The organism is Mesorhizobium sp. RSR565B (assembly GCF_054719465.1).
The window spans coordinates 514580-533700 of sequence record NZ_JBTTIE010000001.1 but is presented as its reverse complement, the minus strand read 5'-3'; the positions used below and the strand labels follow the sequence as shown (position 1 = coordinate 533700).

Below are 19121 nucleotides of genomic sequence, written 5' to 3'. Positions count from 1 at the left end.
CGGCCGTCAGCGTAGCGTCTGCTCAACGAGCGTGACGAAATAGCGGAGCACGGTGGGGACGATGGCGTCGTTGAAGACATAGCGATCGCCGTGCAGCCCTTCGCCCAGTCTGACCGCTCCTGCGCCGACCCAGGCATAGCAGCCGCCGGCTTCGCGGACCATGTAGGCAAAATCCTCGCAGCCGAGGCTCGGGTTGAATGCGGTCTCGACCTGCTCGCGGCCGACAACCGCGGTTGCCGCCTGGACGGCCCGGTCAGTGGCAGCCGACGTGTTGACCAGCGGCGGGTAGCCTTTCTTGTAGGCGAGCTTGGCGGTGAGTGCATGCGCCGAGGCAATGCCTTGCGCGATGTCGCCGATCAGCCTTTCGCAATGGTCCGACAAAGTGGGCTCGAAGAAGCGGCAGGTTCCCTGCAGCCAGACCTTGCCCGGCACGATGTTGCCGACATTGCCGCCATGGATCTGGGTGATCGAAACGACCAGCGCCATTTGCGGGTCGACCGAACGGCTGACGATGCGCTGCACGGCTTGAACGAAGGCGCCGGCCGCGAGCACGGGATCGTCGCCTAGCTGCGGCATGGCGGCATGCGCGCCGGTCCCCTCAAAGTTCAGTTCGAAAGTGTCGACGGCCGCCATCATCGACCCGGCACGGGCCGCGATCTTTCCGAGCGGCAGCCCCGGCCAGTTGTGGACGGCGTAGACGGCTTCCACGGGGAAGCGCTCGAACAGTCCGTCCTCGATCATCCGCATGGCGCCGCCTTCATTTTCTTCCGCCGGCTGGAAGATGAAACAGACGGTGCCGTCGAAGGCTCTGTTGTCGGCGAGCAGCTTGGCGGCGCCGAGCAGCATCGCGATGTGCCCGTCGTGGCCGCAGGCATGCATCACGCCGTCTTTCTTCGACGCATATGGCAATCCTGTCTTCTCCAGCACGGGCAAGGCATCGAGTTCGGCCCGAAGCCCGATGGCGCGCACGCCTGGTCGTCCTCTGAGGACGCCAACCACGCCGGTGCCGCCTATGCCTTCATGAACCTCGTCGAGCCCGAAGGTGCGCAGCTTGTCGGCGACGAAGCGCACGGTCTCATACTCTTGGAAACCGAGTTCGGGGTTGGCGTGGATGTGATGCCGCCATTCCACCACCTGCGGGGTGAGGGCGGCGATGGGGTCGTTGTGCAGCATTGCGCTCTCCTTGCCGGCTATCGTAAATTCGGCCTTGTCGATGCCAGCACGTAAAGGATTTGCGCCGGCAGCGTCTTGAACAGGATTGACCGTGTCTGGAATTCAACAGCCTCAGGAGACGACGCAGTTCTGGCGTCATCCGCGCTTTCGCGATCTTGGCATGCTCAAGGCGCGCTTCACGCGGCATCGCTACCAGCTGCACACGCACCCGACCTATGTCGTCGCCCTGATCACGCAAGGGTGCGAGCGGGTCCGCATCGGCAACGAGACTGTCCTCGCGCCGTCGGGCACGGTTCTGCTCGTCAATCCGGAGATATGGCATGACGGCGAGGCGGGTGCCGACCAGGGTTGGGCTTACCGCACCTTCTATCCGTCGGCCTGGCTCATGGGTGCGATCGCGGACGAACTCGGGCAGGATCGCCCGCCGTTGTTTTCGCAAGCGATCGTCGATGATGCCGATCTCGTCCAGGCAGTAGGCGTCGCGCACTTGGCTTCGACATCGGGTGATGCCACGAGCGCCGAAACATCCATGCTGATCGCCTTGCGCAAGCTCATCCTGCGCCACGGCGATTGGGGCGGCCGGCGGCGCGAGGCGGTCGAAAGCTTCGGATCGAAAAGCCGGCTCCGGGTCTATGAACAGGTCATCGAAGACCATCTGAACTCGGACCTCGATTTGCAGCGGCTCGCTGAAGCCGCAGGCGTGACGCGCTTTCAAGTTATCCGCGATTTCAGGAAAGTGCTGGGTCTCACCCCTGCTGCCTTCATCCGTGACCGCAGGCTGCGCCGTGCCGATCTGCTGATCCGGCAAGGTTCAGATCTCGCCGGTGCCGCCTTTGCGGCCGGCTTCTCCGACCAAAGCCATCTCTCGCGCACCTTCCGCGCCGCGCATGGAATGACGCCGGGGATGTTCAGGCGCGCCGGGACGCTGCCCTCGTCTTGAGAAGTCGAGCCATGTCGGCGGCCTTTGACGGCATGCCGATCAGAAAGCCCTGCGCCTCGACGCAGCCAGCCTTGCGCAATATGTCGAGCTGCGCTTCGGTCTCGACGCCTTCGGCGGTGACGGTGATGCCAAGTTCGGCACCAAGCCCGATGATCGTGCGCACGATCGCCGCCGTGTCCTTGTTGTCGATATCGTGGATGAAGGAGCGGTCGATCTTGATCTTGTCGACGGGAAAACGCCTGAGATAACCGAGCGACGAATAGCCGGTGCCGAAATCGTCGAGCGCGATGCGGATACCGAGTTCGCGCAGCTGTCTCAGCGTCTTCAGCACCGTCTCGCTCTCATCCATCAGCACGGTCTCGGTGATTTCCAGTTCGAGCCGGCTGGCCGGCACACCGGAAACGGCCAGCGCCGAAATCACGCTGCGGGCAAAGTCGGCGCTTCTGATTTGCACTGCCGAGACATTGACGGCGATGCGCATTCCAGGCGGCCAGCCGGCGGCCACGCTGCAGGCCTTTTTCAGCGCCCATTCGCCCAGCGGAACGATCAGCCCGCTGTCTTCGGCGGCTGCGATGAAATCGTCGGGCGCCACCAGGCCGCGCGTCGGTGAATTCCACCGCATCAACGCTTCGGCGCCGACAATCTTGCCCGACGCGATGTTGGTGATCGGCTGGAACTCCAGCACGAACTCCCGCCGCTTCAGTGCCGTCTCGAGATCGGTTTCGAGCGCCAGGCGCGCCCGCACCAAGGCATCCATGCCGGGCTCGAAAAAGCGGTAAACGTTGCGGCCTTCGCTCTTGCCGCTGTAAAGCGCCATGTCGGCGTTCTTCAAAAGCGTGTCGGCGTCCTTGCCGTCACCGGGATACAGCGCGATGCCAAGGCTGATGCCGACATGCATGTCGCGGCCCTTGTCGCGAAACGGCTGGCTGACGACAGCGACGATGCGTTTTGCCAGTTGTTCCGCATCGGTGGCGCCTTTGGGATTGAACTGCAGGATGGCGAACTCGTCGCCACCGAGGCGGGCGACCACATCGGTGTCGCTGCGCAGGCTGTGCCGCAACCGCTCCGCCACGCATTTCAGCAGCCAGTCACCGGCCGGGTGTCCCCAGGTGTCGTTAACGGCCTTGAAGCGATCGAGGTCGAGCGAGAAGATCGCCAACGGTGTATCGCCGGCCATCGCCTGGTCGAGCCGTTCGCGAAACATCGAGCGGTTGGGCAGGTCGGTCAGCGTGTCGTAATGGGCAAGGTGGCTCATGCGCTCTTCGGCGCGCCGGCGCTCGGTGATGTCTTCGAAGGTCGCCACCCAGCCGCCACCGGCAAGCGGCCGGCGCGCAACCAGCAGCGTTCGGCCATCGGCAAGGCTGCGGTCTGTCGAACGCTCCTCACCGGCCTGCAGGCTGGCTCTGGTGTTGGCGATCTCGCCGTCAATGTCCATCGACGGATAGATGCGCAGTCGCACCATCTGTTCGAGCAGGGCGCGCTGGCTCATGCCGAGCGGGAAGTCGTCAGGCGTGACCTTGTAGAGGTCGAGGAAGCGCTGGTTGCGCACGATCAGCGTGCCTTCGGCGTCGTACATCAACAGGCCTTGCGACATGTTGGCGAGCGCCGCATCGAAGCGGCGGTGCTGCTCCTTCAGTTCCTGCTCGGCCCGCCTTTGCTCCGTAATGTCCTCATAGATCGACACCCAGCCGCCTGAGGCCAGCGGCCGGTGCGTGATGGAAACGATACGTCCGTCCGACAGTATTTCCTCGTAGGTCGAGGCTTGCGCGCGCTCGATATAGGGCTTGCGGATGGCATACAGGTCTTCGGCGCTCTGTGAGGCGACACCGATGTCGACGCTGTGCTTTAGAATGTCCAGGAACGCGATGCCGGGCCGCACGATCTTCGCGTCGAGGGAGAAGATGCTGATATAGTTGCCGTTGCAGATGATCATCCGCTCGTCGGCGTCGAACATGCACAGCCCATGCGACATATTCTCGACGGCCGCGGAAAAGCGCTCGTTCTGGTGGCGCAGTTCGTCGGCGATCTGCCGTGGCGCGGCGACGCCTCCGGCTCCCCGTCTGCGGACGGGCGAACCACCCTTGACGTGCGCAACGGACATGAGGCGTGCCTGCTGACCGTGATCGAAACCCGGTACTGTGGTTACCGCTGGTTAATTTAGCGTATGTTCACTGCGCCGAATGCACGGCAACCGTTGCCTGGCGTTGCTTTTCAAGCGTTGCGTAGCGTTTGAGGAAGGCAGCTTGCGCCGAGGTCACCGAGTGCGGCTTAAAGTCGAAGCGGTCGGCATTGAAGCCGCGCGGCCGGCCGAAGAACTCGGTTGCTTCCGCGGTCGAGAAACCGGCAAGCAGCGTCGCCTCGTAATAGGCGGCGATCTGGTCGGCGCGCTTGATCTCCTTGCGCAAGCCGACGCCGAGTTCGGGCGGCAGCGAAAAGCGCTGATGGATGGCGCGCTGGAGACGCAGCTCACACTCCTTGTAGGAGCCGCCCATTACCGATTTGAACGGCGAGATCATGTCGCCGATGACATATTCCGGCGCGTCATGCAGCAGTGCTGCCAGCTGAGCGTTGGCCGAGGCGTCCGGCTGCAACTCGCTGAACAGCGCCTCGACCAGCAGCGAATGCTGGGCAACCGAAAAGGCGTGATCGCCGCGGGTCTGGCCGTTCCAGCGGGCGACGCGGGCAAGCCCGTGGGCGATGTCGGAGATTTCGATGTCGAGCGGCGAGGGGTCGAGCAGGTCGAGCCGCCGTCCCGACAGCATGCGCTGCCACGCGCGGGGTGGCGCTCCGACGCGATCGGCAGCCATCAGGCATCCTCCGCGCCGATGGCTTCCCTGGGAAAGCTGAACTGCGCCCAGGCCGGGATGGCGAGCGAGACGGTGACATCACCGGCCAGTACCGGCTGGCCAGCGTCGAGCGCCGCCTTGACCCGGTCGATGCGGGCAATGGCGAGGCCGGCCGTACCCGCGGTCGAGCCGAGCGTGCCGACCGGCCGCCCCGCAACCGTCAGCTCCGTGCCGGGCGCGGGCAAGGCGCGGTCGGCCGAAACGATCAGCACGCGGCGCCTGGCGGTGCCGCGATGCTGCATGCGCGAGACCACTTCCTGGCCGACATAGCAGCCTTTCTTGAAGCCGACGCCGCCGGTCTCGTCGAGCAGCACGTCGTGAGGGAAGGCATCGCCGAGCTGATAATCGGGACCGCTTTCGGCAATGCCGTTGGCGATGCGGAGCGTCTGCCATGCAGCCGGATCGCCACCTAGGGATGCGCCGCCATAGGAACGGCTCACAACCACATCGCGGAAGCGGGCATCGGCAAGTGTCGTTGAATCAGAAGGTGAGGCGCTTGAATCATCGCCCCACGCAACCGTCACAAGCACTTGATCCTGCTTCGCGATCTCGGCCTTGGCGCGCAGCTTGTAAAGCATCAGCCGGCGCAGGAAGTCGTCTGCGACGTCGGCACGGCAATCCAGCCGGAATCCGTCCTCGCCGCTACGCGAGATCAGGAAATCAAACAGGATCTTGCCTTGCGGCGAAAGCAGCGCACCGGGTTTTGCCGCACCGGCGCCCAGCGTGTCGAGGTCGGTGGTGAGGATGTTCTGCAAAAAATGCTCGGCATCCGGGCCTGACACAGAAATGAGAGCGCGGTCTTTGAGCAGGGCAAAAGGCATGGGCGGCAAAGAACCTGATCTTGCAAAACGGTCGGCCTTTACGTAAGCCGACGATACTCCCCCCGCAAGAGACCGAACGCCCATGGCCACCACCTACGACCTCATCCTGACAGGCGGCACGGTGGTCAACCATGATGGCGAGGGCGCGCGCGATGTCGGCGTCAAGGGTGGTCGCATCGTCGCAATGGGCGATCTTCGCCAAGCTTCGGCCGGCGAAGCGATCGACTGTCGCGGGCTGCACGTCCTGCCAGGCGTCGTCGACAGTCAGGTGCATTTTCGCGAGCCGGGGCTGGAGCACAAGGAAGATCTGGAGACGGGCTCGCGCGCGGCTGTGCTGGGCGGGGTCACCGCCGTCTTCGAAATGCCCAACACCAATCCGCTGACCACCAGCGAGGCGGCGCTTGCCGACAAGGTGCGCCGCGCCACCAGCCGGATGCATTGCGACTTCGCCTTCTGGGTTGGCGGCACGCGCGAGAATGCCGATGATGTCGGTGAGCTCGAGCGGCTGCCGGGTGCTGCCGGGATAAAGGTGTTCATGGGCTCGTCCACCGGCGACCTGCTGGTCGAGGACGACGAGGGTGTCGCATCGATCCTGCGCAACACCCGCCGCCGTGCCGCCTTTCACTCGGAGGACGAGTTCCGGCTGCGCGAGCGCCTGGGCCTGCGCGTCGAGGGCGACCCGTCATCGCATCCCGTCTGGCGCGACGAGATCGCGGCGCTTCGCTGTACCGAGCGGCTGGTGCGCATCGCGCGAAACACCCGCGCCCGCATCCATGTGCTGCATATCTCCACTGCCGAGGAAATCATCTTCCTCCAACAGCACAAGGATGTCGCCACCTGCGAGGCGACGCCGCACCATTTGACACTCGCCTCCGACGACTATGCGCGGCTGGGCACGTTGATCCAGATGAATCCCCCGGTTCGCGCGGCCCGCCATCGCGACGGCGTCTGGCACGGCATTGCGCAAGGCATCATTGACGTGCTCGGCTCCGATCACGCCCCGCACACGCCGGCCGAGAAGGCAAAGCCCTATCCGGCCTCGCCGTCTGGCATGACCGGGGTGCAGACGCTGGTGCCGATCATGCTCGACCATGTCAATTCAGGCCTGCTGACCCTGCAGCGCTTCGTCGACCTCTCCAGCCACGGCCCGCAGCGCATCTTCGGCATGGCCAGGAAAGGCCGCATCGCCGCCGGCTACGATGCCGATTTCACCATTGTCGACCTCCAGCGGCGCGAGACCATCACCAATGCGCAAGCCGGCTCCAGGGCCGGCTGGACGCCCTATGACGGCAAGGAAGTCACCGGCTGGCCGATCGGCACCATCGTGCGCGGCCGTCGCGTGATGTGGGAAGGCGAGATCGTCACGCCAGGACAGGGCAGGCCGGTGGAGTTTTCCGAGGCGCTGCCGGCTTAGGCGGCCGGATAACGAACCACCATACGTGTCCTCGGCTACGGATCCCCGTTCGACCGCCAGGCGGGACAGGCCAATACCGCGGCGTATTTACTAACCAAAGCGGTGCATTGTTCTGCCAAATCCGTCACTCTCTTTGTTTGGACGCAATTCGGACGGAAAGCCGTTTCACACTTTTCCTGGAATTACTCTGGAAAGCATCCGGCAAGACAGACTCTAATTCTCGTTTATTGGGGGGAATTATGCTCAGATATATGTCCGCTATCTTGATCATTCTGGGTATGACTGAAGTTTCGGCAAATGCCCTGGATACCCCGAAGCAGGGTGTGTCTGAATTGAGCGGATCGGAATTCAACTACTCTATAATCGACCTGGGTTCGAACAAGAGACGCATAGAGGTCATTCATAACAGAGAAAAGTATGATGGGCCGCTGGCGGAGATGTCGTTCCGAGATCGGCATCTGCAAGTTTTTGGAATGGTGGCGAGATTGATCAAGGGTAGTTGCCAAAATGGCGTCAGCGCCCTGGGGAGTATAGCCGTAAGCAGGGATCCTGAACAAGACGAGGATCCCGACGCTGAGCATCCTCAAATTTTCACTTGGGAATACAGTTGTAAATAAGCGCCTCAACCGCGCAGGAGAGACAGCTATTCGCCGGCCGTTCAATCCCCGGCGACGAAAAACGTCCACTGCCCGGTGGGCGTAATGCCGACGCGGTAGAAGATGTAGGCTCCGAACTGCTTCATGTCGTCATAGTCGCCGGCGGTGACGATCTTGAACAGTTCGACCCGCTGCCTGGCGTTGAGCTTGTCCAGCGGCAGGGCGAAGAAATACGGCCAGACATAGAGTTCCTGCGGTGTGCCGACGTCTACATGGACATAGCCGGCATTGAGCACCTCTTCCAGGATGGCGAGGATTTCCTGACCTTCCTTGTCGCCCGATAGCCCTTTCAGGAAGGCGATCGGGTCGCCCTCGATTTCGCCCAGCGACAATTGGGTCATGGTGTCGCCCTTGCCGATCAGCGGCCGCAGCTTCTCGATGTCGCCGCTGACGCAGGCCTCGACCATCAGATCGCGCATGCGCCTGACGGGCTCCGGCAATTTGGAAAGGTCGTAGACGACTTCGGGCACCGGCGCTTCTGGATCGGCACGCGGGTTGGCCACGCCGCCATCGTTGGCGGGGGCCTCCGGTTGGCTTTGTCCGGGCTCCGTGGGCGATTTCGGCTGGCTGGCCGCCGGTGGCGCCGTGCCGGGCAGATCGGGCATTGGCACTGAATTTTCAGACGGCGCCGTCTCACCATTGGCTGGTGGCCCGGCAGGAACTGGAAGCTCCTCGCGCTTGATCTCGCTCAACGCGTAGGCAGGGTTGCTGGTCAGGACAAACGCCAGCGGACCCGCGGCGCAGGAAGCGGCAAGCCAGATGCTGAGGGCCACGCCGCGAGGCCGGCCTGACATCGAAAAATTCACCGCTTGCCTCTCCTCGGGCCTAGGCTCTTCAGGCATGATGCCCAAACGGCGCGCCGTCGTCAAAGAACCGGTAAGCTGGCGATGCACCCTCTGAGACGCGCGCCGCCTAGTGCCGAAACCGCTCCGGCTCGAAGGCGCCGGCGATCACCTTTTCACGCATGCGGTCGAGCAGGGCAAGGGCCGAGGTCTCGCCATTGGCTCGCAGCATCTCGCCGAACGCGGTTTCAAGCGCTGCCTCGGCGATGATTTCAGGTTCTATGCCGGCCGACAGACCTTCCGCCCAGGCCTCGCTATGGCTTTCCACCGCGGTCAGGCGCTTTTCTTCCCTGACAAGCGCGTCGATGTCGTTGACGCCATGTTCCATTTGCGATGTCCACCTTTTCAAGCGGCGGTCCGACGGGTCGGATCCGGCTTGGGCTGCCCCTATCTCACGCGGGCTAAGTAAGTATCTGTAAATACGACATTTTTTTGATCGTCTTTACAAACTTCGTCGCCTGCGTTCGGTCCGATTCAAACTTAGCCGATTAGACCGGTGAGCGGGATGAAAACCTTCAGTTTGAGTTAATTCCGCATTCGCGCGCTAACGTTTCGTTAATACTGTTGCGCAAGTGCAACACCAAGATTGCATCAACGTGCCGTGGATACAAGGCGGGTGCTCGAAAAGGCGTTGGCTAAACGCCGTCTGGCGCTCGTCAGTTGCCGTAACGCGAGGCGATGTCGCGCGACAGCGTCTCGCCTTCCTTCATGTAGCGGCTGATGGCTTCGGTCGCTGACGGCGTGCATTGGGTATAGGTGCCGCCGAAGGAACGGTAACCGCGGTTGAAGCTGGCGATGAAGCGGGCACGCCGCTCCGGATCGGGATTTTCCGAATCGATCAGCTTTTCCATCTCGGTGCGCCACTGGTCGCCCTTTTCGCCGCACAGATTGCGCAGGAAATGCAGCGACCCCAGCACCTCGGCCAGTCGCATCAGCCCGGGCTCGAACGGCGACTCGGCGGCCAGCGCCGGCTGCACGGCAAAAGCCGTGGCGGCGGCGATGCATGCGGCAAGGAACAGCGAGGTGCGGGTCATAAGTCTATCTGACGAAACATTTTGTCGCTTGCAAGGCGATTCTCGGAGCGGCAGATATCGGCCTGCTTCAGGCCAAAAGCTCTTCAGCCACCTCCATGACGTCACCCGCGAGCGGCAGCGTCGCCATTTCATCAAGACTATAGAAGGCGGCGGTCTCGGCATCGTCGCTGGCCGTCGCTTCGCCGCCGGCATAAACGGCGCCGAACACGGTCAGCAGATAGTCGACCGGGTGGTTCTCGCCGCTGCCGTCGATGTGGATGTCGCGAAGCGGACGATAGTCCTGCGCCCGCAGCCCGGTTTCCTCCAGCAATTCGCGCGACGCTGCTTCTTGCAGCGTCTCGCCGGGCTCGACCTTGCCGCCGGGAAAGGCATAAAGCCCCTGCGACGGCGGCCGCGCCCGTTTGACCAGCAGCACCGTCCTGCCGCGCACGACGGCGACCGAGACTGCGGGAAGTGTCTTGCGCTGCTCGTTCATCGATCTCGTTTTCGCCTATTTGAGGCCAGACCCTTGTGGACCGGCCGGCGGCATTGAGCTTTAGCGGTTGCGCAACGCCGGTTCCATCGCCACTTTCGCGATCGGATCATTTCATCGAGCTTGCCAATGTGCGGACGCTTTGCCCTGACGGCCAAGCCGGACCAGACCGCCGCCTTGCTCGGCCTGGCGGAGCTGGAGGATTTTCCGGCCCGCTACAACATCGCGCCGACGCAGCCGGTGCTAATGGCGCTGTCGGGACCGCCGCGCATGCCGGGCTCGAATTTCCCGGATCGCCAGGCGATGCTGGTGCGCTGGGGGCTGATCCCCACCTGGGTCAAGGACACCAGGGAATTTCCGCTGCTCATCAACGCGCGTTCGGAAGGCGCTATTGAAAAAGCCTCGTTCAAAGCCGCCATGCGCCATCGCCGTGCCTTGGTGCCGGCCTCCGGCTTCTATGAGTGGCAGCAATCCGGCAGCGGCAAGAAGGGCCAGCCCTACTGGATACGGCCGAGGCGTGGCGGGTTGATCGCCTTTGCCGGGCTGATTGAAACCTATTCCGAGCCGGGCGGTTCGGAAATGGACACCGGCGCCATTCTTACCGTCAACGCCAATGCCAGCATCGCCCATATCCATGACCGGATGCCGGTGGTGATCGCGCCTGAAGATTTTGACCGCTGGCTGGACTGCCGCACGCTCGAACCGCGCGATGTGGCCGACCTGCTCAAACCCGCGCTGCCCGATTTCTTCGAGGCAATTCCGGTCTCCGACCTCGTCAACAAGGTCGCCAACACCGGGCCGGAGATACAGGACATGGGCATCGTCGAGCCCGGCAAGGTCAGGCGCCAGAAGCCCGGCGCGGACGGCAGTCAGATGACGCTGTTTTAGAGCGCGTTCCCAAGAAGCCAGTCCGGCCTTCGGGAAGAACCTGCTCAATAGGAAGAGCTGTTGTTTCAGGCGCGCTATGGGGCCTCAGCCTTCCGTTCCGGCGCACGCCTTGTCGGCGGCGGCACGATGCCTGTTCAGGCAGCGCGGGGCGAAGTGATTTTCGGCGCCGGCTTTTTATTCTTCGCGGTATGGAGAAGGGCGGCGACGATCGCGGCCGGGCCGATCGCACGGTAGTGGTTGGCGAGCGCCGGTTGCTTGGCGCGGCTCGATTCCTGCTTGGTTCGTGACATCGATCTCTTCCCTGGTAACATTTCCGTGTCTGCGTTTGCCGGCCGAATCTGACCGAATCGTGACCTATGGTGGACTAGCCGGCGAATGTTTCATGACTGTGCCGACATGTTTAATAAAATGTTTCAGCGGCTCCTGACCTATGATCCAGCGACGCTTTTGCTGGAAGTTGCGACTTGACGGCAACACCGCCCAAGGCGATAAAGCCGCCGATGAAAACGTTTTTCGCCATTTGTGGCATTTGCATTATTGGCTAGCTTCGCGCTGGTCCGGACGTTTTCGCCTCATTTTTCCCCAGAGTGGACAAACGCCCCGGCCAGCAGGCTGGAGCCCGATTTGTGCCTTGGCACAGGTAAGGCTCTCTCCAGAACTTAACGGACCGGAAGGGCACGCATGTCTGACGCATCGAAGGGTCTCAGCCTCTACAACACGCTAACGCGGACGAAGGACGTGTTCGTCCCGATCGACCTGTCGAATGTGCGCATGTATGTCTGCGGCCCAACCGTCTACGACTTTGCCCATATCGGCAATGCGCGTCCGGCTATCGTCTTCGACGTGCTGTTCCGTTTGCTGCGTCACCTCTACGGCGAGACTGGTGTCACGTATGTGCGCAACATCACAGATGTCGACGACAAGATTAACGCCCGCGCGCTGCGCGATTTCGGCGCCGAGATCGCGTCGGGAAACCTGACGCTCAACGAAGCGATCCGCCGCGTCACCGAAAAGACCGCCGATCAGTACCACAAGGATGTCGCCGCACTAGGCTGCTTGCCGCCGACGGTCGAGCCGCGCGCCACCGAGTTCGTGGCGCGCCGCGCCGACGGCAAGGTTGACATGATCACCCTCATCGAACGTTTGATCGAACGCGGCCACGCCTATGTCGCCGCCGGCGAAGTGCTGTTCGACACCGCCTCGATGCCGGAATATGGCGAGCTGTCGAAGCGTAATCTCGACGAACAGCAGGCCGGTGCGCGAATTGCCGTCGACGCTCACAAGAAGAACCCGGGCGATTTCGTGCTGTGGAAATTGTCGTCACCGGAAGAGCCCGGCTGGGACAGCCCATGGGGCAGGGGCCGGCCCGGTTGGCACATCGAATGCTCGGCCATGTCGGCCGCCTATCTCGGCGATGTCTTCGATATCCATGGCGGCGGCTTGGACCTGATCTTCCCCCACCATGAGAACGAGATCGCCCAGTCGCGTTGCGCCCACGGCACCGACGTCATGGCCAATGTCTGGATGCACAACGGCTTCCTGCAGGTCGAGGGCCAGAAAATGTCGAAGAGCCTCGGCAATTTCTACGCCATCGCCGAACTGCTGGAGACCGACACTTTCGGCGGCCGCAAATGGCCGGGCGAGGTGCTGCGGCTGGCGATGCTGATGACGCATTACCGCGAGCCGATCGACTTTTCCGTACGCAAGCTGGAAGAGGCCGAGAATACGCTGCGCAAATGGAAGCGCGCCGCCGATCTCGCCCCGTCGGCAGGGCAAGTTCCGGCGGAGGTTGTGGCGGCGCTGTCTGACGACCTCGCCACCTATGCCGCCTTCCAGCAGCTCACGCAGCTTGCCGGTGAGGCCGCGGAGGGCAACGAAGCGGCCGCATCGCTGAAGGCATCGCTGTTGTTCCTCGGCTTCGATATCGGCGCGGCCAAGGTCGACGAGGTTGCGGTCGCCAAGGCGATCGCCAAGCGCTTGGAACTGATCGCAGCGAAAAACTGGGCCGAAGCCGATCGCATCCGCGATGAGCTTCTGGCGCAGGGCGTGCAGCTGAAAGACGGCAAGGATCCTATCACTGGCGAACGCGTGACGACGTGGGAGGTAAAGCGGTGAGGGTGGCGCGAGACACCGTTGTAAGATTGGCGAAGGCCGGAGCGACAGCCAATCTCCCCCCTTGCGGGGGAGATGTCCGGCAGGACAGAGGGGGGTGTGAAGGAACGCCAGCGTTCCTTCTTGCCCACTTTCATTTCGGTCACTTTCTGAGAACGCAATGGCTGCCGGTTGAGACGCTGGCGGGACAGCACTCCCCTCTGTCCTGCCGGACATCTCCCCCGCAAGGGGGGAGATCAGCCCTCGCCTCGGTTTTCGCTAATCGCCAGCGCGGAGTGGCCTGAGCATGGGTCACGACCTCGTTCCATCGCGTCAGCGCAAGAATGCAAAGTCCATGCGTCGCGTCATGACCGATGCCGAGCTGAAACTGTGGAATGAGTTGCGGGCTCACCGGCTGATGGGGATGAGCTTTCGCCGACAGGTACCGATTAGGCCCTACATTGTCGACTTCGCCTGTTCGGCCCACCACCTCGTAGTCGAGGTTGATGGCAGTCAGCATGCCGACGTAGAAGATGCAGAACGCGACAAGGCACGCAGCGCTCAATTGAGTGCCAGTGGCTGGACCATCCTGCGCTTCTGGAACGACGACGTCATCCGCGATATCGACAATGTCTGCCAGCACATCGTGATCGAGGCCGGCTTGGCCGGCGCCGACGTGCCGGCGCCAGCAAGGGAGGAACTTGTTTCATGATCGACCATCTCGGCATCAATGTCGCCGATTTCGGCGCGTCGAAAGCCTTTTATGACCAGGCGATGGCGCCGCTTGGCGCCTCGCTGATCTACATGGTGCCACTGGAATATACCGGCGGCGCCAAGGTCGGCGGTTATGGCCGCGACCGGCCGGTGTTCTGGCTGCAGGCCAGCGATGACAAGCCGAGGACCCATCAGCACGTCGCCTTCACCGCGCGCAGCCGCGCCGAGGTCGACGCCTTCCATGCCGCGGCGCTCGCCGCCGGCGGCAAGGACAATGGCGGGCCGGGGCTGCGCCCGCATTATCACCCGGACTATTACGGCGCCTTCGTCTTGGATCCCGACGGCAACAATGTCGAGGCCGTCTGCCATGCGCCCGAATGACTATGAAACGGAGTGAAACGCCATGAGCCTCGACAACCGGCCGATCTACACCGGCGGCTGCCAGTGCGGCGCGGTGCGCTTTCGCGTCGAGGGTGCGCTGGGTGACGCCTCGATCTGCCATTGCCGCATGTGCCAGAAGGCGTTCGGCTCATTTTACGCGCCCCTGGTCTCGGTGCGTGGCGCCAAACTCGACTGGACGCGCGGCGAACCGAAATATTTCGCCTCGTCCAGCCATGTCGATCGTGGCTTTTGCGCCAATTGCGGCACGCCGCTGACCTTTACCGCGCCCGACGGCATCGGCCTCGCCATTGGCGCCTTCGACAATCCGGCTGATATCGTGCCGCTGATCCAGTGGGGCACGGAGGCAAAACTTCCCTATGTCGATACCATCCCGCAATTGCCGGCCGAGGACACTATGGCCGACATGTCGTCGGCGCCTTATCTCGCCGAGCTCGTCTCCTACCAGCATCCCGACCATGACACCGACCAATGGGACACCGAACACCGGCCGCCAGAGGGAAAATCATGACGGATGAAGTTCGAACCGGCGGCTGCCAGTGCGGCGCCGTGCGTTTCCGCATCAAGGGCAAGCTCGGCCGGGCGTCCATCTGCCATTGCCGCATGTGCCAGAAACAGTTCGGGTCGTTTTTCGGCGCCCTGGTGACAGTGCCCAAGGATGGCGTCGAATGGGTGCGCGAGGAGCCGACCTACTTCCAGTCGTCGGTCAACATCGATCGCGGCTTCTGTGCCCGCTGCGGTACACCGCTGACCTATCGCCAACCTGGCGCACTGGAGATCGCCATCGGCGCCTTCGACGACCGCTCCGATCTGGCGCCGCAAATCCAGGTCAACTACGCGGTCCGATTGCCTTGGGTGGAAACGATCTTTGACCAGCCCGTGCATCAGGATCCGGATTTCTACTCCCGCCAGGAGCAGATCATCTCGTTCCAGCATCCCGACCACGAAACCACGGACTGGCCCGCGCACGGCCTGAAGATATGAGCAATGAAATGAACAGTGAACTTCGTACTCTTTATCCCGAGATCGAGGCCTTCGAGTCCGGCATGCTCGATGTCGGCGACGGCCATCATATCTATTGGGAGCGCTCCGGCACCAGGGGCGCCAAGCCGGCCGTGTTCCTGCATGGCGGTCCTGGCGGCGGCTTCTCGCCAAAACATCGGCAATTGTTCGACCCGAAGCTTTACGACGTCATCCTGTTCGACCAGCGCGGCTGCGGGAAATCGACACCCAACGCCTCGCTCGAGGCCAACACCACCTGGCACCTGGTTGCCGACATCGAGCGGCTGCGTGAGATGTGCGGCTTCGAAAAATGGCTGGTGTTCGGCGGCTCGTGGGGCTCGACGCTGGCGCTGGCCTATGCCGAGACGCATCCTAATCGCGTCAGCGAGCTTGTCGTGCGCGGCATCTACACGCTGACCCGCGCCGAGCTCGAATGGTACTATCAGTTCGGCGTCTCCGAGATGTTCCCCGACAAATGGGAGCGTTTCCTGGCGCCAATTCCTGAAGCCGAGCGCGGCGACATGATGGCCGCTTACCGCAGGCGGTTGGTCGGCGCCGATGGCAAGGCGCAGCTGGAAGCCGCCCTTGCCTGGAGCCTGTGGGAAGGTGAGACGATCACGCTGCTACCGGAGCCGGAGACCAGCGACAAGTTCGGCGAGGACCACTTCGCCATCGCCTTTGCCCGCATCGAGAACCACTATTTCGTCCACGCCGGCTGGCTGGAGGAGGGGCAGCTTCTGCGCGATGCCCATAAGCTCGCGGATATTCCCGGCACAATCGTCCACGGCCGCTACGACATGCCGTGCCCGGCGCGCTATGCCTGGGCCCTGCACAAGGCCTGGCCGAAGGCGGATTTCCACCTCATTGAAGGCGCCGGCCATTCCTATTCGGAGCCGGGGATTCTGGATCGGCTGATACGCGCGACGGATGGGTTTGCGAGGAAATGACAGCGCGTGGCACCCCCCTCTGTCCTGCCGGACATCTCCCCCTCAAGGGGGGAGATTGGCTGTCATCGGCGCTTTCGCAAATCTTCATCGCTGCAGGAAACGATCCGACGCTAAAGCTGCCGATCTTCCCCCTTGAGGGGGAGATGGCCGGCAGGCCAGAGGGGGGTGCTCGCGCGCCAACAGAACAATGACCAAACAACGCCTCTATCTCTTCGACACAACCCTCCGCGATGGCCAGCAGACGCCGGGCATCGACTTTTCCGTCGAGGACAAGATCGCGATTGCCAAGCTGCTCGATGAGTTCGGCATGGACTATGTCGAAGGCGGCTATCCCGGCGCCAATCCGACCGACACCGCCTTCTTCCAGCAGAAGCGCACGGCGAAGGCAAAGTTCGTCGCCTTCGGCATGACCAAGCGGGCAGGCGTGTCGGCATCCAACGACCCGGGCCTGGCAGCGCTCGTGCAGTCCAAGTCCGACGCCATCTGCTTCGTCGCCAAGAGCTGGGACTATCATGTCCGCGTCGCGCTCGGCTGCACCAATGAGGAAAACCTCGACTCCATCAAGGCTTCGGTCGAAGCAGCAATCGCCGCGGGCAAGGAAGCGATGGTCGATTGCGAGCATTTCTTCGACGGCTTCAAGGCCAATCCGGACTACGCACTGGCCTGCGCCAGGACTGCCTATGAAGCCGGCGCGCGCTGGGTGGTGTTGTGCGACACCAATGGCGGCACGCAGCCCTCGGAAGTGCGCGCCATCGTCGACAAGGTCATTGTTTCAGGTATTCCGGGCGGCCATCTCGGCATCCATGCCCATGACGACACCGGCCAGGCGGTGGCCAATTCGCTCGCCGCCGTCGAGGCCGGCGTGCGCCAGATCCAAGGCACGCTGAACGGCATCGGCGAGCGCTGCGGCAACGCCAATCTGGTCTCGATCGTACCGACGCTGGCGCTGAAGCCGGCCTTCGCCGATCGGTTTGAAACCGGCATCTCGGCCGAGGCGCTGACCGGGATATCCCGGCTTTCCCGCGCCTTCGACGAATTGCTGAACCGCGCTCCGGAAGCGCAGGCGCCCTATGTCGGCGCCTCGGCCTTCGCCACCAAGGCCGGCATCCATGCCTCCGCACTGGCCAAGGAGCCGGCGACCTATGAACATGTGCCGCCCGAGGCGGTAGGCAACCGCCGCCGCGTTATGGTTTCGGACCAGGGCGGCAAGGCCAATTTCCTCGCCGAGCTGAAGCGGCGCGGCATCGATGTGCCCAGAGACGACCATCGTCTCGATGCGCTGATCTCGGTGGTCAAGGAGCGCGAGGCCGAGGGCTACGCCTATGAGGGCGCCGATGCCTCCTTCGAGCTGTTGGCGCGCAAAATGCTGCACGGCCTGCCGGAGTTCTTCAACGTCACTTCGTTCCGCTGCATGGTCGAGCGCCGCTTCGATGCCAACGGCCAGTTGAAGACGGTCTCCGAAGCCATCGTCAAGGTGATGGTCGAGGGCGAGGAGAAGATGTCGGTGGCCGAAGGCCACGGCCCGGTCAACGCGCTCGACATCGCGTTGCGCAAGGACCTCGGCAAATTCCAGAGCGAGATCGCCGACATGGAGCTCGCCGATTTCAAGGTGCGTATCCTCAATGGCGGCACCGAGGCGATCACCCGCGTCCTGATCGAATCGCATGACGGCACCGGCGCCCGCTGGTGGACGGTCGGCGTCTCGGAAAACATCATCGACGCCTCCTTCCAGGCGCTGATGGATTCGATCGTCTACAAGCTGATGAAGAACCGCGACATGGCGGGATTGGTGGCGGCGGAGTAAGCTTGCAGGACTTGGGTTCCTCGCCCCTCGAAGTGGGGCGAGGAACTGGCGGCGCCCCTTGAACCATCAGCGGAAGTCCATTGATCCATCATAATTTTGCGATGGTTTTGGATGGCCCACTGGGCCATAGCGTTTGCCATGGCCAGCAACACGATCCAGCCCGACGCCGACTCCAAAGCCCGTAGCGGCTTTCTCCTCGCGCTCGGCGCTTATCTGCTATGGGGGCTGTTGCCCTTCTACATGAAGGCGGTTGCGCATCTGCCGCTGATCGAGGTGATCGCCCACCGCATCGTCTGGTCGGTGCCGATTGCTGCTGCAGTGCTGGTCTGGGCCGGCCGCACAGCCGATTTCAAGGCGGCGATCCGCTCGCCGCGCAGCATCGCCATGGCGGCGCTGACGGCGACCCTGATCTCCGTCAACTGGGCCATCTATGTCTGGGCGATCTCGGTCGACCGCACCGTCGAGACCGCGCTCGGATACTACATCAACCCATTAGTTAGCATCGTCGTCGGCGCGTTGTTGCTCGGCGAGAAGCTCGACCGGCTGCAGATCGCGGCCGTGTTGCTGGCGGCGGTCGCAGTTGCCGTTCTGACCGTCGATGCCGGCAAATTGCCTTGGGTGTCGTTGGCGCTGGCGTTTTCCTTCGCTGCCTATGGGTTCTTCCGCAAGACGCTGCCGATCGGCCCGAGCCAGGGCTTTCTGCTCGAAGTGCTTTTGCTGTCGGTGCCGGCGCTTGCCTACATCGTCTTCCTGGTCGTCAACGGCCAGGACCATTTCATCTCCAGCAACGGCACCGATATGGCTTTGCTCATCGGCTGCGGCCCAGTCACCTCGGTGCCGCTGCTTCTGTTCGCCTTCGGCGCCAAGCTTCTGCGCCTCTCCACCATCGGCATCATGCAGTACATCGCACCGACCATGGTGTTCCTGATCGCCGTGCTGATTTTCGACGAGCCGTTCGGCACCACGCAAGCAATTGCCTTCGCGCTGATCTGGGCGGCATTGGCGATGTATTCCTGGTCGATGTTTCGTGGCCGTGAAATCAGCCCGGTGGCGTTGGCCCCGAAGTAGGGAGCCTTTC

At 62.9% G+C, this 19121-nt stretch carries 21 protein-coding genes; 12 read left to right on the top strand and 9 right to left on the bottom strand.

Translation table 11 applies throughout. The features are described from left to right. Positions 1–6: 6 nt before the first annotated feature. The gene (locus ACYG9R_RS02705) at positions 7–1173 is read right to left on the bottom strand and encodes an amidohydrolase (RefSeq protein ID WP_023824161.1); all 1167 of its coding nucleotides are present in this window, start codon (positions 1171–1173) and stop codon (positions 7–9) included. A gap of 160 nt (positions 1174–1333) precedes the next feature. Here ACYG9R_RS02705 and ACYG9R_RS02700 point away from each other — a divergent pair, with 160 nt between their 5' ends. Next, positions 1334–2113, top strand: a complete 780-nt coding sequence (locus tag ACYG9R_RS02700; protein WP_050589955.1) for an AraC family transcriptional regulator — start codon at positions 1334–1336, stop codon at positions 2111–2113. Here ACYG9R_RS02700 and ACYG9R_RS02695 read toward each other — a convergent pair. The 3 genes from ACYG9R_RS02695 to ygfZ form a co-directional block, all read right to left on the bottom strand. Further along, on the bottom strand, positions 2082–4214 hold the full coding sequence (locus ACYG9R_RS02695; RefSeq protein ID WP_023824159.1) for a putative bifunctional diguanylate cyclase/phosphodiesterase: 2133 nt from the start codon (positions 4212–4214) through the stop codon (positions 2082–2084). The genes ACYG9R_RS02700 and ACYG9R_RS02695 overlap by 32 nt on opposite strands. Before the next feature lie 67 nt (positions 4215–4281). Then, positions 4282–4920 carry an HD domain-containing protein gene (locus tag ACYG9R_RS02690; RefSeq protein WP_023670260.1) on the bottom strand — a complete coding sequence of 213 codons (639 nt, stop codon included), beginning with the start codon at positions 4918–4920 and terminating at the stop codon, positions 4282–4284. Beyond that, positions 4920–5780, bottom strand: a complete 861-nt coding sequence (ygfZ, locus tag ACYG9R_RS02685) for a CAF17-like 4Fe-4S cluster assembly/insertion protein YgfZ (RefSeq protein ID WP_023824158.1) — start codon at positions 5778–5780, stop codon at positions 4920–4922. The genes ACYG9R_RS02690 and ygfZ overlap by 1 nt, the downstream gene beginning before the upstream one ends. An 82-nt stretch (positions 5781–5862) precedes the next feature. Between ygfZ and ACYG9R_RS02680 the strand changes: the two genes are divergently transcribed. Together ACYG9R_RS02680 and ACYG9R_RS02675 are read left to right on the top strand one after the other, a co-directional pair. Then, on the top strand, positions 5863–7194 hold the full coding sequence (locus ACYG9R_RS02680) for a dihydroorotase (protein ID WP_023816815.1): 1332 nt from the start codon (positions 5863–5865) through the stop codon (positions 7192–7194). A gap of 239 nt (positions 7195–7433) precedes the next feature. Further along, positions 7434–7811: a hypothetical protein gene (locus ACYG9R_RS02675; RefSeq protein WP_023816816.1), complete on the top strand. Its 378-nt coding sequence runs from the start codon at positions 7434–7436 to the stop codon at positions 7809–7811. A 41-nt stretch (positions 7812–7852) separates the two neighbouring features. Here the strand turns inward: ACYG9R_RS02675 and ACYG9R_RS02670 are convergent, their stop codons facing one another. The 4 genes from ACYG9R_RS02670 to ACYG9R_RS02655 form a co-directional block, all read right to left on the bottom strand. Then, positions 7853–8656 carry a hypothetical protein gene (locus ACYG9R_RS02670; RefSeq protein ID WP_023824157.1) on the bottom strand — a complete coding sequence of 268 codons (804 nt, stop codon included), beginning with the start codon at positions 8654–8656 and terminating at the stop codon, positions 7853–7855. A 106-nt stretch (positions 8657–8762) separates the two neighbouring features. After that, positions 8763–9020: a hypothetical protein gene (locus ACYG9R_RS02665; protein ID WP_023673564.1), complete on the bottom strand. Its 258-nt coding sequence runs from the start codon at positions 9018–9020 to the stop codon at positions 8763–8765. A gap of 328 nt (positions 9021–9348) precedes the next feature. Continuing rightward, positions 9349–9726, bottom strand: coding sequence for a TIGR02301 family protein (locus ACYG9R_RS02660; RefSeq protein ID WP_023705383.1), 378 nt, complete (start codon positions 9724–9726; stop codon positions 9349–9351). A 67-nt stretch (positions 9727–9793) separates the two neighbouring features. Further along, positions 9794–10201 carry an NUDIX hydrolase gene (locus ACYG9R_RS02655; RefSeq protein WP_023753097.1) on the bottom strand — a complete coding sequence of 136 codons (408 nt, stop codon included), beginning with the start codon at positions 10199–10201 and terminating at the stop codon, positions 9794–9796. Positions 10202–10327: 126 nt separating this feature from the next. Here ACYG9R_RS02655 and ACYG9R_RS02650 point away from each other — a divergent pair, with 126 nt between their 5' ends. Then, positions 10328–11086, top strand: a complete 759-nt coding sequence (locus ACYG9R_RS02650; protein WP_023716210.1) for an SOS response-associated peptidase — start codon at positions 10328–10330, stop codon at positions 11084–11086. 134 nt (positions 11087–11220) lie between these two features. Here ACYG9R_RS02650 and ACYG9R_RS02645 read toward each other — a convergent pair whose 3' ends face one another. Then, positions 11221–11376, bottom strand: coding sequence for a hypothetical protein (locus tag ACYG9R_RS02645; protein ID WP_023673568.1), 156 nt, complete (start codon positions 11374–11376; stop codon positions 11221–11223). Between the two features lie 391 nt (positions 11377–11767). On the opposite strand from ACYG9R_RS02645, the gene cysS reads away from it, so the two are divergent. The 8 genes from cysS to rarD all read left to right on the top strand — a co-directional run bounded on the left by cysS (position 11768) and on the right by rarD (position 19111). Next, on the top strand, positions 11768–13201 hold the full coding sequence (gene cysS / locus ACYG9R_RS02640) for a cysteine--tRNA ligase (RefSeq protein ID WP_023805687.1): 1434 nt from the start codon (positions 11768–11770) through the stop codon (positions 13199–13201). Positions 13202–13484: 283 nt separating this feature from the next. Then, the gene (locus tag ACYG9R_RS02635) at positions 13485–13889 is read left to right on the top strand and encodes an endonuclease domain-containing protein (protein ID WP_023684473.1); all 405 of its coding nucleotides are present in this window, start codon (positions 13485–13487) and stop codon (positions 13887–13889) included. Beyond that, complete coding sequence (locus ACYG9R_RS02630) at positions 13886–14272, top strand: VOC family protein (protein WP_023684472.1); 387 nt, start codon at positions 13886–13888, stop codon at positions 14270–14272. Before ACYG9R_RS02635 ends, ACYG9R_RS02630 begins: the two co-directional genes overlap by 4 nt. A gap of 22 nt (positions 14273–14294) precedes the next feature. Then, entirely contained in the window at positions 14295–14801 is a 507-nt protein-coding gene (locus ACYG9R_RS02625; protein ID WP_023705379.1) for a GFA family protein, read from the top strand. Next, positions 14798–15274, top strand: coding sequence for a GFA family protein (locus ACYG9R_RS02620; RefSeq protein WP_023684470.1), 477 nt, complete (start codon positions 14798–14800; stop codon positions 15272–15274). Before ACYG9R_RS02625 ends, ACYG9R_RS02620 begins: the two co-directional genes overlap by 4 nt. A gap of 8 nt (positions 15275–15282) precedes the next feature. Beyond that, positions 15283–16239 (top strand): prolyl aminopeptidase, encoded by a 957-nt coding sequence (pip, locus tag ACYG9R_RS02615; RefSeq protein ID WP_023824156.1) that lies wholly within the window; start codon positions 15283–15285, stop codon positions 16237–16239. Between the two features lie 187 nt (positions 16240–16426). Then, entirely contained in the window at positions 16427–18043 is a 1617-nt protein-coding gene (cimA, locus tag ACYG9R_RS02610; RefSeq protein ID WP_023709768.1) for a citramalate synthase, read from the top strand. A gap of 138 nt (positions 18044–18181) precedes the next feature. Next, complete coding sequence (gene rarD, locus ACYG9R_RS02605; RefSeq protein ID WP_023824155.1) at positions 18182–19111, top strand: EamA family transporter RarD; 930 nt, start codon at positions 18182–18184, stop codon at positions 19109–19111. The last annotated feature ends 10 nt before the right edge of the window (positions 19112–19121 follow it).

Excerpts from the sequence above, each read along its gene's own strand:
- ACYG9R_RS02645 (WP_023673568.1), bottom strand. The coding sequence starts at position 11,376 with ATGTCACGAACCAAGCAGGAATCGAGCCGCGCCAAGCAACCGGCGCTC.
- ACYG9R_RS02655 (WP_023753097.1), bottom strand. The coding sequence starts at position 10,201 with ATGAACGAGCAGCGCAAGACACTTCCCGCAGTCTCGGTCGCCGTCGTG.
- ACYG9R_RS02705 (WP_023824161.1), bottom strand. The coding sequence starts at position 1,173 with ATGCTGCACAACGACCCCATCGCCGCCCTCACCCCGCAGGTGGTGGAA.
- ACYG9R_RS02695 (WP_023824159.1), bottom strand. The coding sequence starts at position 4,214 with ATGTCCGTTGCGCACGTCAAGGGTGGTTCGCCCGTCCGCAGACGGGGA.
- ACYG9R_RS02660 (WP_023705383.1), bottom strand. The coding sequence starts at position 9,726 with ATGACCCGCACCTCGCTGTTCCTTGCCGCATGCATCGCCGCCGCCACG.
- ACYG9R_RS02630 (WP_023684472.1), top strand. The coding sequence starts at position 13,886 with ATGATCGACCATCTCGGCATCAATGTCGCCGATTTCGGCGCGTCGAAA.
- ygfZ (WP_023824158.1), bottom strand. The coding sequence starts at position 5,780 with ATGCCTTTTGCCCTGCTCAAAGACCGCGCTCTCATTTCTGTGTCAGGC.
- ACYG9R_RS02650 (WP_023716210.1), top strand. The coding sequence starts at position 10,328 with ATGTGCGGACGCTTTGCCCTGACGGCCAAGCCGGACCAGACCGCCGCC.
- pip (WP_023824156.1), top strand. The coding sequence starts at position 15,283 with ATGAACAGTGAACTTCGTACTCTTTATCCCGAGATCGAGGCCTTCGAG.
- ACYG9R_RS02690 (WP_023670260.1), bottom strand. The coding sequence starts at position 4,920 with ATGGCTGCCGATCGCGTCGGAGCGCCACCCCGCGCGTGGCAGCGCATG.
- ACYG9R_RS02665 (WP_023673564.1), bottom strand. The coding sequence starts at position 9,020 with ATGGAACATGGCGTCAACGACATCGACGCGCTTGTCAGGGAAGAAAAG.
- ACYG9R_RS02680 (WP_023816815.1), top strand. The coding sequence starts at position 5,863 with ATGGCCACCACCTACGACCTCATCCTGACAGGCGGCACGGTGGTCAAC.
- ACYG9R_RS02620 (WP_023684470.1), top strand. The coding sequence starts at position 14,798 with ATGACGGATGAAGTTCGAACCGGCGGCTGCCAGTGCGGCGCCGTGCGT.
- ACYG9R_RS02675 (WP_023816816.1), top strand. The coding sequence starts at position 7,434 with ATGCTCAGATATATGTCCGCTATCTTGATCATTCTGGGTATGACTGAA.
- cysS (WP_023805687.1), top strand. The coding sequence starts at position 11,768 with ATGTCTGACGCATCGAAGGGTCTCAGCCTCTACAACACGCTAACGCGG.
- rarD (WP_023824155.1), top strand. The coding sequence starts at position 18,182 with ATGGCCAGCAACACGATCCAGCCCGACGCCGACTCCAAAGCCCGTAGC.
- ACYG9R_RS02625 (WP_023705379.1), top strand. The coding sequence starts at position 14,295 with ATGAGCCTCGACAACCGGCCGATCTACACCGGCGGCTGCCAGTGCGGC.
- cimA (WP_023709768.1), top strand. The coding sequence starts at position 16,427 with ATGACCAAACAACGCCTCTATCTCTTCGACACAACCCTCCGCGATGGC.
- ACYG9R_RS02700 (WP_050589955.1), top strand. The coding sequence starts at position 1,334 with ATGCTCAAGGCGCGCTTCACGCGGCATCGCTACCAGCTGCACACGCAC.
- ACYG9R_RS02635 (WP_023684473.1), top strand. The coding sequence starts at position 13,485 with ATGGGTCACGACCTCGTTCCATCGCGTCAGCGCAAGAATGCAAAGTCC.